Below are 14,651 nucleotides of genomic sequence, written 5' to 3'. Positions count from 1 at the left end.
GGGTGGAGACAATCGCGGACAGAAGCATCACCGTAAAGATCGGGGCCTCGGTCCAGGGCCTTCTTGCCGGGCTCAAGACCGCCGACAAGGCGGCGCAGGACTGGGGTAACAAGACCCTGGCCTACGTCGAGAAGAACTCCGCGTCCCTGAACCACCTGGCGGGGAACCTCGGCATCGTGGGCGCTGGGCTCACGGGTCTGGCTGTGCTGGCGGTGAAGACGTTCGCGGACTTCGACGCGGCGATGTCGTCGGTGCAGGCGTCGACGATGGAGACCGCGGGGAACATGGACCTGCTGCGGCAGGCGGCGATCGATGCTGGTTCGCGGACGGTGTACTCGGCGACTGAGGCTGCGGGTGCGATCGAGGAGCTGGCGAAGGCTGGCGTGTCGACTGCGGACATCCTCGGCGGCGGCCTTGATGGTGCCCTTGACCTGGCCGCGTCGGGTGCGATCGATGTCGGTGATGCGGCGGAGATCGCTGCGACGGCGATGACGCAGTTCGGGCTGAAGGGCTCGGATGTCACGCACATCGCGGACCTCCTGGCTGCTGGCGCTGGCAAGGCGCAGGGTGGCGTTGGTGACCTGGGTGCGGCTCTGCAGCAGGCGGGCCTGGTGGCGAACCAGACGGGCCTGTCGATCGAGGAGACGACGGCTGGTCTGACGGCGTTCGCGTCGGCGGGCCTGACGGGGTCGGATGCCGGCACGTCGTTCAAGTCGATGCTGCAGCGCCTCACCCCGCAGTCCAAGGAAGCCGAGACGCTGATGAAGCAGCTCGGCATCTCGGCGTATGACGCGGGCGGCAACTTCATCGGCCTGTCGGAGTTCGCGGGGAACCTGCAGTCCTCGCTGAAGGCTCTGACGCCGGAGCAGCGGAATGCGGCGCTGGCGACAATCTTCGGGTCGGATGCGGTGCGGGCTGCGAACGTGCTCTATGAGCAGGGCGCGGCGGGGATCGACGAGTGGACGGCCGCGGTCAACGACCAGGGGTACGCTGCTGAGCAGGCTGCGATCCGGATGGACAACCTGAAGGGCGACATCGAGGGCCTGTCGGGTTCATTCGAGACGGCGCTGATCAACCTGGGCGAGGGCGCGAACGGGCCGCTGCGGTCGCTGGTGCAGGCTCTCGACGGCGCGGTGGACTCGTTCAACGGCCTGTCTGACGGCGCGCAGAGTGCGGTGCTGTGGACGATCGGTGGTGCCGGGCTGTTCACGCTGGGTCTGGCTGGTGCGATCAAGATGACGACCGCGCTCGGCGACACGGTTAGTGCGCTGAAGAACATCGGTGTGCTGTCCGAGGCTGGTGCGGGTCGGATCGGTGCGCTCGCTGCTGGCGCGGCGAAGATCGCGGGTGTAGCGGCCGGGCTGGCGGCGGCGGCGGTGGCGGCGGGCAAGCTCGTGGACGCGATGAACGGCGCGAAGGTCGGCACCGTCGAGCAGTTCGCTGACGCGCTCGGCCGGCTCGGCGAGACCGGCGACCTGGCCGACCTCAACCAGTACATCCGCGACGCCTCTCGGGCGGTCGACGGCCTGGGACAGAACGTCTCGGACATCGAGGACCTGGGCGACGCCATCGACCGCGCCTTCAACAAGTCGGCGTCGGACAACGTGAACGACTGGGTGGCGTCCCTGTTCGGGGCGTCGACCGCTGGCACGCGCCTCGCGGACACGTTCGACAACATCGACGAGGCCCTGGCAGGGATGGTCTCGTCGGGGAACACGCAGGCGGCGTTCCTGTCGTTCCGCGAGATCCGCGACGAGATGCTGGCCCAGGGCAAGACGATGGACGAGGTCCGGGCCGCGTTCCCTGGGTACACGGATGCGCTTCTGCAGGCGGCTAGCGGGGCGAACGAGGCCGCGCCGGCGCAGCAGGCGTACAACGACGCGATGGCTGATGGCGGTGCGTCGGCGACGCAGTACGCGGATGCGCTCGAGGAGGCCATTGAGGCGCAGCGGGAGCAGACGGACGCGTTGCTGACGGCTCGGGATGCTCAGCGTGGGTTCGAGGCGGCGATCGATGATGCGTCGGCGGCGCTGACTGAGAACGGCGCGACTCTCGACATCACGACGGAGAAGGGTCGCGAGAACCAGGCGGCCCTGGATGCGATCGCGGAGTCGGGCATCAAGGCGACGGACGCGATGCGTGAGAACGGGGCGACGCAGGGCGAGCTGCAGGGTCAGATGCAGACGACTCGCGACCGGTTCATCGCGGCGGCTCAGGCGTTCGGGATGTCGGCGGATGAGGCGGCGGCTCTCGCGGACCAGATGAACCTGATCCCTGACGCGGTGACTCCGACGGTGGCGCTGAACGACCAGGCGTCCGCGGGGCTGGACAACATCTGGACCAAGATCACGCGCCTGCCGGACCGGACGGTCACCGTGAACCTCAAGACGAACGAGACGACCGTCTCGACCGGCGTGGGAAACATGGTCGGCAAGGCGTCTGGTGGCGCGGTGTTCGGTCCTGGCACGGGAACGTCGGACAGCATCCCGGCTCGCCTGTCGAACGGTGAGCACGTTCTGACCGCGTCTGATGTCCGAAAGATGGGCGGCCACGCGGCGGTGTACGCGATGCGTGCGGCTGTGCAGGCCGGGCGCGGGTATGCGGGTGGCGGTGAGGTGCGTCAGTACGTGGCTCCGGCCGTGTACCAGCAGCCTTCGTCGGGTGGTGGCGGGTCGTGGGCTGGGAACACGTTCTTCCCGAACGCGACGATCGTGGCCGCGGACACGCAGGGCGCAGTGAAGGAGACGCGGGCCATGTTCCGCCAGGAGATGGCGGGGGTGGTGATTCCGTGAGCCTGTCGTGCACCACGGTTCAGTGGCGTGGTCTGACCCTGGCGTCGGATCAGTCGTCTCCGTTCGGGATCCGGTCGCTGATGGGCTGGGATGAGCTGCCGGACGCGCGGATGGATGCGCCGGTTCGACCCCAGGGTCACGGCCGGTTCGACACGGCGGTGTGGGCGGATGAGCGGGTCATCACCCTGAGCGGGCAGATCGTGTCTCAGGACCGGGACGCGCTCTTGCGGGAGCTCGCCTCGGTCATGACGTGGGCGTCGGGTCCGTCGGCTGCTGAGGATCTGGTGGTCACTCGTGCCGGTCGCGAGCTGACGGGGTTCGCGCGGCTGACGGCGTTCAAGACGCCGACGACGCTGAACTGGTCGGTGGGTGAAGTGCCGTTCGTCATCGAGTGGCGGTGCCGTGACCCGCTCCGGTATGGCACCCCGCAGTCGGTGTCGACGGGTTTCCCGGTGCTGCGTGGCGGCCTCGCGTACGACCTGTACACGGATGGTGCGGGCACGGATCTGGGGTATCTGGATTACGGCGAGGCGTCGGATACGGGGCGTGTGGTGCTGTCGAATGATGGCACGGCGGATTCGTGGCCGACGTTCCAGGTCGATGGGCCGGTGGACTCGGCGGGGTTTGAGATCGCGGCTGTGGGTTCGAGTCAGCGGGTTCGTTTCGCTGGCCCTGTGGCTGCGGGTTCTGTGCTGGTCATCGATTCCGGCTCGGGTACCGCAGTGATCGACGGGTCCTCTGATCGCGGCGGCCAGTTGACGGTCCGCGATTGGTTCCCGGTGCCGGCGGGTGGCTCGGTAGAGGTGGCGTTCCTTCCGCTCGGTGGGACGACGACAGCGAATCTCACGGCCGTTCACCGGCCGGCGTGGTGGTGAGGAGCGGACATGGGTCTGTGGCGTAGCAGGGGTGCCCGGAAGGATGCCGTGCGGGGTACTGCCCCGGTGGAGATGCGGAAGGCTGACGCGCTGACGTACCTGCGTCCGGGCGTCGTGCCGATCGGCGGGTCTGCGGTCGTGGGGACGTCGGGTTGGCAGTACCAGGTGCAGCCGGTGGGGCTGGTGGGTCAGCGCATCGAGGGCGACGGGTACCACGTGTTCGGCAACGACGGTCCAGTGACGGTCGGGACGAGCGGCGTTGGGGGCACTGTCCCTGCCGCTCCGGGGTCGGGTCTGTCCCGGATCGATGTCGTGTGGGCGCGTCAGACGTCGGCGGGCGAGAACGCGGACACGGTGTCCGAGCCGGTGTTTGGTGTGACGGTGGGGACGCCTGCGTCGGTGCCGGTCGCTCCGACGATCCCGGCGGGTGCCGTGGAGCTTGCGCGAAACACCATGACGTCTGCTGCGACGTCTACGGCGTCTGCGGGGAACTCGATCGCGCAGACGTCGGCGCTCACCGGTGTGCGGGGGACGCCGATCGCGGTGCGCACGGATCAGGAGCGCGCGACGCTTGCTAGCCAGGTGTACGTGGCGACTGGCGCCCCGCTGCTGGTGTGGAACATCCCGGCGCGGCGGTTCGAGTTCACCTACGACCGAACCCAGTACTTCCGGCTGCCCGGGACGACGCCGTGGACGACTTACACGCCGGTGTGGTCGACGGCGTCGGGGAGTCAGCCGAGCGTCGGCAATGGGTCGATCACCGGCATGTACAAGATGGTGGACGACCTTGTGGTGTTCACGATCCGGATGCAGATCGGCTCGTCGGGTGCGGCTGGTGGGACGGGTGCGTGGCGTTGGTCGCTGCCTGGGACGGTTGCGGGTCTCGAGGTGGCAGTGAATGGGTGGCTGTTCACTGACGGGACGGGGCGGTCGGTGGCGGCGCGTGCGGTTCCTGGCGCGGCGTTCGTTCAGGACGCCATCACAGGGACGGGAGCGTCCCTTGGCTCGGGGTTCGTGCTCGCCGCCAACGCGGTCTTGACGATCTCGGGCTCTTACTACCAGGTGGTGTGACGGGTGCGGTCGATCCTGGTTGGTGAGGTCCGCACGGGCCGGCGGATCACGCAGATCCCGGTGTCGGATGCGTCGTGGTCGGTGAAGCACCGCGCGACAGGTGAGATCTCGATCGACATCCCACTCGACGCGGACGAGTTCCGGACGTTCGAGCGGGCGTACTACGGGGGCCTGTACCCGGGTCCCGGGGTGTTCCCGTCGGACTTCACTTTCCCGGAGTCGGCGACCCCGATCTGGAAGCCGACGGGTGGGCTGCGGGCGGAGTTCCTGTCCGCGATTGAACCGGCACGGTGCTTCCTCGCAGTCCTTGAGGGCGACTACGTGATCGAGGCCGGGCCGATCTGGTCTTGGGAGTTCCCCTTCGGGGGAAAGCTCACGGTGAAGGCCCGCGGGATGCGGTCGCTGTTCGAGCACCGGTACGTGATGGGGAACCTGGCTTCGGCGTGGGCTGAGTGGGCGCAGACGTACTCGAACCTGTCGCTGGCGACGATCGCGAAGCGTCTGGTGCAGCTCACGGAGAGTGTGTCGGGCGGTGACCTGCCGATCGTTCTGCCAGCGGATGAGGCTGGCGTGAACACCCGCACGTACCTGGGTAGTGACCTGTCGACGGTGCTGTCCCGGCTGGATGACCTGTCGGATGTCATCGGGGGCCCGGATATCGCGTTCGAGCCGCGGCTGACGGCGGACCGGATGGGTGTCGAGTGGGTCATGCGGACCGGCACGGCCGCGGACCCGCTGCTGCATCAGACCGGCGACGACCACGTGTGGGACTCCCGGGTGCCCGCAGGTGGGGTGTCGGGCCTCTCGGTGTCGCGTGATGCGACCGGGGTCGCTCAGCAGGCGTGGGTGACTGGTGGCGGCGCTGATGAGGCGCTGTTGATGGCCCGGCGCACCCCGGCGCAGATCGGCGCCCCCGACCTGCGAAACTACGGCTTCCCGCTGCTCGAGACCTCAGACGCGCGGTCCACGGTCAGCGAGCAGGCCACGCTGGACAAGTGGGCTGAGGGGAACCTGTCCGCTGCGCTGCGCCCGACGCAGACGTGGAAGATGTCCGCGCTCGCTGCTCCGACGGACCGGCAGGGCACACCGGCTGGCCCGCAGCTCGGCGCTTATCGTCCCGGCGACTGGGCCAAGGTGTGGGTGCCGAAGACGCACCCACTGCTGGGCCTGCTGCTGCCCGAGGGGTTCCACCGCGCCCGGGTGCTGAACATCTCGGGCGGCCTGGACGAGTTCGTGAAGATCGACCTGATGCCGACGATGGAGGTGCGATGAGCTGGTCTGATCCGACGCCGCAGCAGTACAAGGCGCAGGAGCAGGACGGGGTAAAGCGGCTCGTCGGTGCCGTGCAGGATGTCGCACAGAAGACGCGTGACGCGACGAAGAACTTGCTGCGGACTGCCGGGATCTTCCTCGCCGAGACGGGCATGCGGATCGAGTCCGCGCTGACAGTGAACGGCGACTTTGCCTCCACGGGAAGCGCGACGATCACCGGCGATGCGGAGATCACCGGCTCCACGCACATTGGTGGTAGCACCGACATCGATGGCACGCTGGATGTCGCTGCGGACACGACCCTCGGCGGAAACGTTGACCTGTCGGGCGTGCTGAACGTTCTAGGCGGGACCGTCGACATCTACAACAACGGCCGGTTCCGGGCCAAGTACGCCGACGGCCGCACGGGGGCGGTGTTCGGCCCGCTCACGCTGGAGCCCTCGGGGACCCCTGACGGCATGGGGCTGCTGATTCAGGCGCCCGACGCCGGTCAGAGTGACATCTTCCGGGCGAAGTACGACGGCGCCGGGGTTAAGCGGGTCCAGTTCGGCATGACCGGCAGCCCTGTTGATTCGGTGTGGGGCCTCAGCAAGTACGTGTACCTCGAGGCCACCAACGGCGGAGCGGGGACCGACGCCGGCATGTGGCTTCACTCGGCCGGCGATGTGCGCCTCACTTCGGGGACGTTCACCCTGACGATCCCGTGGGCCACGTCGTCGTCCGCGGCGAACATGTTCCTGGACAACGACGGTCGCATCTGGAAGTCCACGTCCGCGCGGAAGTACAAGCAGGACATCGAGGACGCCGAGGTTGACCCCGGAGCGGTACTGCGCATGCAGCCGCGGACCTGGCGTGACCGCGCCGAGGTTGAGCGCGATCCCGCCTGCACCACCCGCTACGTCGGGTTCATCGCGGAGGAGCTCGACGTCCTGGGCCTCGGACAGTTCGTCACCCGGACACCCGACGGCGAGGTCGAGGGCATCGCGTACGACCGCCTGGTGGCTGCCGTGATCCCTGTCCTCAAAGACCTGGATGCCAGGCTCAAGCGCCTGGAGTCGTCCAGCTAGGCGCGCCGTCGACGATGGGGCGCATGCCATCGATCGAGCGCTCCGAGAGCGCGAGGCCGTAGAACACCACCCGCTCGCCGCCCCGCTGCTCGGTGAGGATCTCGCTGACCGCCTCCGCGGCGCACTCGTTGGCGGGGTATCCGGTGGCGAGCGACCGCTCGCTGACGCTCAGGCAGATCTTGGAGAGCGGCGCCTCGGCGCCGCTGGGGAAGAGCCAGAACGTCCACACGTGACCGAGTTCGTGCCGGACAGTGGAGCGAACCGACGTCTCGACGTCGGGGCCGAACTGCTCGTATGCGGCGGGGTCGAGGCTCATGCGCACGACGCTCGTGCCGTCGTCGATCTGGCTGGTCGACGCGGTTCCACCGACCGAGTTCTCGTACTCGGCCTCGAACTGGAACTCGGCCAGCTCGGTGGGGTAGCCGAGCGCGTCGATGGCTGCGATCTCGTCGCGGGCGACGGCTTCGACGTCCACGGCTTGCTCCGTGGGCGTGGCCGCGGGCTCGGGCTCGGATGCGGTGGCCTTCCCGCCGCATGCTGCGAGCAGGGCGACGAGAGCGACGCTAAGCGCCGCTAGACCCGCCCCCCGCTTGTCCATGCGGATGAGGGTACGGCCTACCGCCCTTCTCGGGTAGAGGCAAATCGGACATCTTCAGGGGGAAGTGCATGCCCAGCAGATGGCTTGCGTCGTGACCACGCAGACGCCGGGGGGGCGAGACCCGTTGCAGCAGATGATCATCGACGAGCTGAAGGCCCTCCGTGCGGAACAAGCGACCGGGTTCAACGCGATCCGGGCAGAGTTCAACGCCCGTCTCGACCGGCTCGTGACCACGGAGGCTTTCGCGGCGGAGCAGCGGCGGGTGGATCAGCGCTTCGCCGAGATGGGCCAGGACATCGTGGATGAGCGCCTGGCGCGCGAGAAGGCTGACGACCGTGAAGCTACCCGCCGGTCCCAGTTCATCGAGAAGTACGAGCTCGAGCGCGCGGACACCGCGAAGTGGCAGCGCGACTCCCGGTCGAAGTGGATCCTCGCGATCGTCGGCTTGGTCGCCTCGCCGATCGTCGTCGCAGTCGTGCAGTACGTCCTCGGAGGAGCGCGATGATCGCCCGTATCCGTGCCGTCCCGTGGGGTGCCGTCGTCGCTGTGCTCGCGGCCATCGCCCTGGGCATCGGCATGACGTACCTCCTGCATCAGCAGCGGCTGAGCGGGGAGGAGCGAGCGCGGCAGGCCGCGGAGATCGACGCGCTGGAGTCCGCCGTCGGGGAGGCGAATAGCCGCCTTTCTGCCGTGGGTGAGACTCCCGTCGACGTGCCCGCGGCCAGCGCGCCACAGCGCGGCGAGACGGGGGCGACTGGGGATCGCGGCTTGCAGGGACCACAGGGTGACATGGGGGTGCCCGGTCAGCAGGGCCCTCCTGGTCCGCCTGGTGAGGATGGCGCTCCCGGGTCGGTTGGTGCGACCGGCGCGACCGGCGCCCGTGGCGCCGCGGGTGCCGATGGCGCTGTGGGCGCTCAGGGCCCGCAGGGTGTCGCCGGTCCGGGGCCGACCGACGAGCAGATCGCCGCGGCGGTTGCGGCGTACTGCGTCGCGAACAACGGGTGCATGGGTCCGCAGGGGGTGCAGGGCATCGCTGGCCCCGCCGGCGAGCCTGGTGCGCCCGGGCCGACGTGTGCCGAGGGGCAGGTGCCGCAGACGCTCACGGTCGCGGCGTTCGACGATCTGGGTCTGCCGACTCAGCGGACCACCATCACGGCGTGTGTGCCGGCCAACCAGTAGGAGACACCTGTGCCTAGTGCTGTTCGTCCCAACCTGGACCTGTTCGCGAAGAACACGTTCGGCCAGACCGCTGTGCTCGACCTCGGGAACCAGGCGGCGGGCGTGTTCTACCTGTCGGCGATCGCGTATGTCGGCGCCGGGCTCACTGTCCCTGGCTCGTCGACGCGGGGATCCCACAAGATCACCGTGAACGGCGGCAACGCGTCGAACGAGCTCGGTGCGGGCCCGATCGTGAACGACCCGACTGGGTACCCGATCTCCTGCCTGTACAACCACCCGGGTGGGCCGATGGTCGTGCGGTCGGAGTTCCGGGTGAACAACTACGACGGCGGCGCGTACCCCGGTTCCCGGGTGGACGCCTTCCGGGTGGCGTGATGGTCACCTACGCCAACGGTCGCCTGCCCGATTCGGCGCTCGCGGTCATCCCGGGCACCAAGGAGCGGGTTCGCGCCGACCTCGTGGAGCAGACCGCGGCACTGCGGGACGCGTTCCAGGCGCGGTTCGGCAAGCCCCTAGTGGTCACGGACGCATACCGGACCTACGCCCAGCAGGTCAGCCTGAAGGCCACCAAGGGCGTGTACGCGGCCACCCCGGGCACGTCGAACCACGGTTGGGGGCAGGCCATCGACTTCGGCTCCCGCGTGAACGTCGAGGGCTCAGAGGAATACCGGTGGATGCGCGACAACGCCCCCCGCTTCGGGTGGACGCACCCGCTGTGGGCCCGCGACGGGAACCCCCTGAACGGGCAGCAGGAGCCCTGGCACTGGGAAGCCGTCGCCGTCCCCGTGTCGAACTACCGGACAACCAGCGGGAGCGTTCCAGCTGTCCCGAACCCAACCGCCCCTACCCCGATCGACCCGAACGCCGCCGAGGGAGACACGATGATCCTCGTCCACCACGTCAACGGGAAGGACCAGGCGTACTACACCTGGACCCCCCTCGGCGGACTCCAGGCAGTGCCGCCGTCTCCCGTGAATGCCGACCTCGAGGTCTTCAAGAAGGTTCTGCCGACGGTCCAGGTGACCGGAGACGTGGGCCTGCACCCGTTCGTCCGCGCGACCGAGAAGCACGTCGCTGGATCCAAGAAGAACCTGGGAGTCTGACCATGAGCCACGTCGACAACACCACCGGCGGCATGACGATCGAGGGCAGCCTCGACGTCACCGCGGGCACGCCGGCGATCCCGGCGCGCGTCCGCACCGTCACGTACTTCATCCTGCTCGGCGTCTCGGCGCTGGTGCTCCTCGCGACTGGCCTCGCGCCGATCTGGTTCGAGGACCCGCAGGCACAGCAGGTGGCCGCGACCGCCGGCGTCATCTCCGGCGTCGCCGGGCTGATCGCGGGCGGGCTGGGCGTCACCTACCGCCCGACGCGGTGAGCACGGACGACCCCCGCGTGTACGAGTGCCCGTCCTGTGGCCGCCGCTGGCCTTCGCTGGCGGCGGCCCGGGCGTGCGCGGACAACGACGACTGAGGAGGACCGGTGGCGACTGAGCCCCCCGTGGTGTTCAAGGATCTGCCCGACACAACCACGCCACTGAACGCCGCCACCCTGAACACGGCCATGCAGGGCGCGTACGGCAACGCACTCGAGGCCGAGGCTGCGGCGGCGCTCGCTCAGCAGTACGCCGAGCAGGCTTCCGCGCCCGCAGATGACCAGATCGCCGACCTGGTCGCGACCCCGGGCTCGGCGACCAGAGGCCAGCTCGACGGCCGCTACGCGTCAGCCACGGCGTTCGCCGACCTCGCCGCTACTGCCATGTCCACCGAGGACGCGTTCGCGACAGTCGCCCTGCAGACCACCGGCGGCACGTGGTCGAACACCGCGGATGTGTCGGCCCCGATCTTCGCGGCCCCGTATCCGATGCGGGTCCGCAGCCTCGCTCTGGTGACGTGGACCGGGGCCGCGATCACCACCTCCGACACCGCGTACTGGCGGGTCGTGCTGCGCAAGGCCCCCGCAGCCGGTGGCGCCGCGATCGACATCGCCTACAAGACCACCCGGGTCACCGACACCGGCGGCACCCCGAACTACCCCGCCGGGTCCACCTGGACACCCCGCGTGGCGTGGACGTTCGACACCGCCCAGTTCGGCACCGCCGCGGACCTCGCGGCCGGTGACATCCTGTACGTCGCGACCCTGCCCGTCGGAACGCCGGGCGCTATCGCGGGGTCCTTCACCGCAACCGTGGGGTACCAGCCACTGTGACGCGCACCCGATTCCCGCCACTGACCGGCGGAACGAACCTGATGCTGATGTCCGACATCCACATGGGCGGGTACCCGAACCAGGCCCACCAGTCCTACAAGGCCCGCGACGACCTCAACCGCATGACCCGGCGCCTCACGGTCGACGCGTGGCTCCTCGCCGGGGACCAGACCAACGACGCCACCCCAGCGCAACAGGCAGAGCTCGACACGTGGCTCGCCGGGCTGAACCGCAACGGCGCACCGCTGGCGATGGTCCCCGGGAATCACGACCTGATCGCGTCCGGGGCTGGAGGCGGTGTGCCGGATGTGCAGACTCCGACGCAGTGGGCAGCGAACAACGCCCAGCATGGGGTGACGGGCAAGCACTACGTGGTGGACGTCCCGGATTCGGACTTGAGGATCCTGTGCGTGTCGCCGATGGACTCTCCCGTTGGCAGCCCTCCGCCGAACCGGCTCAGTGTCGATGACGCGGTCCTCGACTGGTGCGACGCTCGCCTGTCGGAGACGACACGGCGGTGCATCATCCTGCATCACGCTCCCCTGCCGGACACAGTGCTCGCGAAGCCTGGTGTGCCGTACACGTCGGTCAGTTCGTCCACGTGGCGGGTGTTCTCTCTGGGGTCCCGCACCGCGGCCGACATGTGCGCCGGCCACCCGAACCTGATCGCGTGGGTGTCGGGGCATCTGCACTCCCACTATGACGCCCCGGACATCGTGAAGCGGAACGTCACGCCCTCGGGGGCGTATGCGACGGTCGCTTTGGGTTCTCCGCTGGTCCTGCCGATCGGGTACGCCACGCCAGGCATCACGTCCGCGATGATGACGGTGTACGGCGATCGGGTCGAGGTTCGGTACCGCGACCACGGCGCCGGTCAGTGGCTCAACCCTTGGTACACGGTCACTCTCTGACTGTTCGCGCGACGACGCCCGCCCTCCCAACACGGGAGGGCGGGCGTTTTGTCGTACCCGGATGCGACTGTGGGCTCATGCATGAGCCTGACCTGACGCACACGGCCCCGGGTGGGATGGATCGTGTCCGCGGGCAGGTCCGGTTGCTGAACGCGCACCCGGTCCCGCCGGGCGTGCATCACGACGTGCCTGATCCGATCCCGGTGCGTGTCACCCTGCGGTGGGAGACGGGCGACGAGACGGTCGACACGGTCGCTCTGGAGTGGACGCCGCGGCTCGTGCGCGTCCGGGTGTCCGACCTGCGCGTCATGACCGGCGCCGTGTGGGTGCCCGCCGAGGACGTGCGCCGGCGTTAGTTCGCTTCGCCCTCGTGCTGCTTGTCGTGCTTGATCATCCAGTTGTGCACGGTCCAAGAGGTCACCGGGCGCGGCGAGTGCTCGCCGCAGACTGCGCACGTAACGCGGTACTTCGGTGCGGCCATCGTCATGCTCCTTCGATCTGCGGTGCGAGCAGAGTCCCGAGGCGCCCGAGCGCGTCGCGCATCAGCGGGTCCGCGACGTGCGTGTACCCCGCGGTCGTGGTCGCGGACGAGTGGCCCATGATCTGCACGCGGGTGTGCTCCGGGATCCCGAGTTCATGCAGCAACGTCGCGGTGGTGTGACGCGCGGAGTGCAGCGGCACGTCCGGGAGCCCCGCCCGCTTCAGTGCGGCGTGCCAAGCCGCCGAGTCGTCGCGAGGGTCAACCGGCAGCCCATTCCGATGCAGCAGCAGCCCGGACTTCGCCGGCGTGGTCGCCGCGACGTGCCGCTCGAGAACGTCGTACAGCAGGCCGGTGACGGGCACCTCACGCCATCCGGCCCGGGACTTGGGCCGCGTCAGCCACAGCCCGCCATGAACCTCGGTCGCCTCCTGCCCGGCGGGGATCGGCATGGTCCGCTGGGGGCACGCTCCGGCGCGGGTCAGGCCGCACGTCCAGCCGCCCGTCTTGGCCTTGCCACAGCCGTGCGCCCACCGAAGGCGCTGCAACTGCCAGGAGACCGTGAGCACGCCCTCGCGCTTCTCCGGGTCGCCGAGGTCGAGCGCGTCGGCAGTGATTCCCAGCCGCTCCCCCTGCCGCAGGCCAGCCAGGAGCGCGATCGACCAGTGCACGGCCTCGTCCGGGATGGACGCCACGGAACTCAGCAGCGTCCCTGCCTGCTGAGCCGTGAGTGCACCCCGCTTGGTGACTGCCTTCCGTGGTGCGGCGACGTGGTCGCGGTCCGCGACGTTCGTAGTCACCTTCCCTTCGCGCATGGCGTCTCGGAGAGCGACGCGGAGGATGGCGTGCACCTGCAGGGTGCTGGTGCTGCTGAGACCGTGCGTCTCGGCGTAGTCGTGGAGCGTGTGGACGTGGGTCGGGGTGAGCTTGTCGAGGCGCGCTTTGCCGATGGCCGGGACAATGACGCGCTCGATGTACCCCTGGTATGTGGTGAGGGTGCGGGGCTTGAGCCGCTTGGCCGCGACGCGCGTCAGCCACGTGTCGAGCCACGTCGCGAGCGTCGGAGATGAGGTGGCGAGGTCACCTGCCTTGTCGAGCTCCCGTCGCATCTCCCGGAGCGCCTTGACTGCGTCCTCGTACTTCTTGCGCGCGACGACCTTCCGTCGGCGCTTGGAGCCGTGTGACGGCAGCGTGATCGAGGCGATCCACATGCCGTCGGAGGAGCGCTGGGCGATGCTCCCGGTGCCCTTCTCGCGGCGCCCTGTCTTGGTGGGCATGCCAGTCCTCTCCACGGGCCGATCACTGTAGCCAATACTGTAGCCCGTCGTGTTCTTCGACGTAGACGAACGTGGACGAACGGCAATGCTCTGACCTGCGCAAACGGTGGATTCGCCGACGTCAGCACGTGCTCGATCATACCATTCCGACGGACTCATAATCCGTCGGTCGTGGGTTCAAGCCCCACCTGCCCTACGCAGCCACGCCGTGGGCGGCGCGGGACCGCTCGCGGACCGACCCCACCGGCAGCAGGGCCGCGCCGGCGAGGAAGCACACCGCCCCCGCGCACGTCCCGCCGTTCACCAGCGCCACGTTCGTCTCCTCGGTGGTGCCCGGGACGTACCGCGCCGCGACCGCCGCCGCGCCGAACGCCACCGACCCGGCGAGGTTCCCCGCCGCCACCCACCAGTCGACGGACCCGCGCCGCCACGCCACCCGCGCCCCCGGCGGGCGTGCCGCGAAGCCCGGGACGCCGTGCACCGCCCGGGGCCGCACCGCCCGCCGCACCGCCACGCACGCGAGCACGCTCGCCACGAGGAAGCACACCGACCCGTACACGTCGGGCGCCCACACCAGGTCCCGCGCGGGCAGCGCCGCGAGGTCCCGCGTCGCCGCGTACGTGCTCACGTTGAAGCACACCGTGCCGACCAGCTGCACCAGGGCGGCGGCGCGGTCGATGCGGTCGTCCCGGGGCGTGCCCGCCGCCTGGAACGCCGCCGCCGCGGTGAACAGCACCGACCCCACCACGAACGTCCACGCCGCCACCTCGGGCGCGACCCGCGCCGCGTACAGCGGCAGCGACCCGACGGCGAAGCACACCGACCCGAGGCCGAACAGCAGCCCGAGCCGGACGCTCGCGGCACTGGGGCGCGCCGCGGCCACCGGCGGCCGGGCGCGCACCCCCCGCCCCCCGTCCCCGGGC

At 69.4% G+C, this 14,651-nt stretch carries 16 protein-coding genes; 13 read left to right on the top strand and 3 right to left on the bottom strand.

Annotated features, from left to right (window positions below; translation table 11 throughout):
• Positions 1 to 2: 2 nt before the first annotated feature.
• The 5 genes from MHY85_RS05110 to MHY85_RS05090 all read left to right on the top strand — a co-directional run bounded on the left by MHY85_RS05110 (position 3) and on the right by MHY85_RS05090 (position 7,077).
• The gene (locus tag MHY85_RS05110; protein WP_239193764.1) at positions 3 to 2,792 is read left to right on the top strand and encodes a phage tail tape measure protein; all 2,790 of its coding nucleotides are present in this window, start codon (positions 3 to 5) and stop codon (positions 2,790 to 2,792) included.
• Complete coding sequence (locus MHY85_RS05105; RefSeq protein ID WP_239193762.1) at positions 2,789 to 3,667, top strand: phage tail family protein; 879 nt, start codon at positions 2,789 to 2,791, stop codon at positions 3,665 to 3,667. The genes MHY85_RS05110 and MHY85_RS05105 overlap by 4 nt, the downstream gene beginning before the upstream one ends.
• Positions 3,668 to 3,733: 66 nt before the next feature.
• Positions 3,734 to 4,738, top strand: coding sequence for a hypothetical protein (locus MHY85_RS05100; RefSeq protein WP_239193760.1), 1,005 nt, complete (start codon positions 3,734 to 3,736; stop codon positions 4,736 to 4,738).
• A 3-nt stretch (positions 4,739 to 4,741) separates the two neighbouring features.
• Positions 4,742 to 6,010, top strand: a complete 1,269-nt coding sequence (locus MHY85_RS05095) for a hypothetical protein (RefSeq protein WP_239193758.1) — start codon at positions 4,742 to 4,744, stop codon at positions 6,008 to 6,010.
• Positions 6,007 to 7,077, top strand: a complete 1,071-nt coding sequence (locus MHY85_RS05090) for a tail fiber domain-containing protein (protein WP_239193756.1) — start codon at positions 6,007 to 6,009, stop codon at positions 7,075 to 7,077. Before MHY85_RS05095 ends, MHY85_RS05090 begins: the two co-directional genes overlap by 4 nt.
• Here MHY85_RS05090 and MHY85_RS05085 read toward each other — a convergent pair.
• Positions 7,052 to 7,675 (bottom strand): basic secretory family protein, encoded by a 624-nt coding sequence (locus MHY85_RS05085; RefSeq protein ID WP_239193754.1) that lies wholly within the window; start codon positions 7,673 to 7,675, stop codon positions 7,052 to 7,054. The genes MHY85_RS05090 and MHY85_RS05085 overlap by 26 nt on opposite strands.
• A gap of 91 nt (positions 7,676 to 7,766) precedes the next feature.
• Here MHY85_RS05085 and MHY85_RS05080 point away from each other — a divergent pair, with 91 nt between their 5' ends.
• From MHY85_RS05080 to MHY85_RS05045, 8 genes are all read left to right on the top strand, one after another.
• A complete protein-coding gene (locus tag MHY85_RS05080) occupies positions 7,767 to 8,180 on the top strand; it encodes a hypothetical protein (protein ID WP_239193752.1) in 414 nt (137 codons plus the stop codon).
• On the top strand, positions 8,177 to 8,854 hold the full coding sequence (locus tag MHY85_RS05075; protein ID WP_239193889.1) for a hypothetical protein: 678 nt from the start codon (positions 8,177 to 8,179) through the stop codon (positions 8,852 to 8,854). The genes MHY85_RS05080 and MHY85_RS05075 overlap by 4 nt, the downstream gene beginning before the upstream one ends.
• Before the next feature lie 9 nt (positions 8,855 to 8,863).
• Positions 8,864 to 9,229: a hypothetical protein gene (locus tag MHY85_RS05070; protein ID WP_239193750.1), complete on the top strand. Its 366-nt coding sequence runs from the start codon at positions 8,864 to 8,866 to the stop codon at positions 9,227 to 9,229.
• Complete coding sequence (locus MHY85_RS05065) at positions 9,229 to 9,957, top strand: M15 family metallopeptidase (RefSeq protein ID WP_239193748.1); 729 nt, start codon at positions 9,229 to 9,231, stop codon at positions 9,955 to 9,957. The genes MHY85_RS05070 and MHY85_RS05065 overlap by 1 nt, the downstream gene beginning before the upstream one ends.
• 2 nt (positions 9,958 to 9,959) lie before the next feature.
• Positions 9,960 to 10,232, top strand: a complete 273-nt coding sequence (locus tag MHY85_RS05060; protein WP_239193746.1) for a hypothetical protein — start codon at positions 9,960 to 9,962, stop codon at positions 10,230 to 10,232.
• Positions 10,233 to 10,336: 104 nt separating this feature from the next.
• Positions 10,337 to 11,062 carry a hypothetical protein gene (locus MHY85_RS05055; RefSeq protein ID WP_239193744.1) on the top strand — a complete coding sequence of 242 codons (726 nt, stop codon included), beginning with the start codon at positions 10,337 to 10,339 and terminating at the stop codon, positions 11,060 to 11,062.
• 41 nt (positions 11,063 to 11,103) lie between these two features.
• Positions 11,104 to 11,973 carry a metallophosphoesterase gene (locus tag MHY85_RS05050; RefSeq protein ID WP_239193742.1) on the top strand — a complete coding sequence of 290 codons (870 nt, stop codon included), beginning with the start codon at positions 11,104 to 11,106 and terminating at the stop codon, positions 11,971 to 11,973.
• Between the two features lie 185 nt (positions 11,974 to 12,158).
• A complete protein-coding gene (locus MHY85_RS05045; protein WP_239193740.1) occupies positions 12,159 to 12,329 on the top strand; it encodes a hypothetical protein in 171 nt (56 codons plus the stop codon).
• Between the two features lie 127 nt (positions 12,330 to 12,456).
• On the opposite strand, the gene MHY85_RS05040 is transcribed toward MHY85_RS05045, so the two are convergent.
• Positions 12,457 to 13,728 (bottom strand): site-specific integrase, encoded by a 1,272-nt coding sequence (locus MHY85_RS05040; protein ID WP_239193738.1) that lies wholly within the window; start codon positions 13,726 to 13,728, stop codon positions 12,457 to 12,459.
• Positions 13,729 to 13,921: 193 nt separating this feature from the next.
• A partial coding sequence (locus tag MHY85_RS05035; protein ID WP_239193736.1) for a YrhK family protein occupies positions 13,922 to 14,651 on the bottom strand: 730 nt, incomplete at its 5' end.

The organism is Cellulomonas sp. ACRRI (assembly GCF_022346185.1).
Classification (GTDB): Bacteria; Actinomycetota; Actinomycetes; order Actinomycetales; family Cellulomonadaceae; genus Cellulomonas.
Note: the sequence above shows the minus strand (reverse complement) of the source record. Positions and strands in the feature narration are given on the sequence as shown.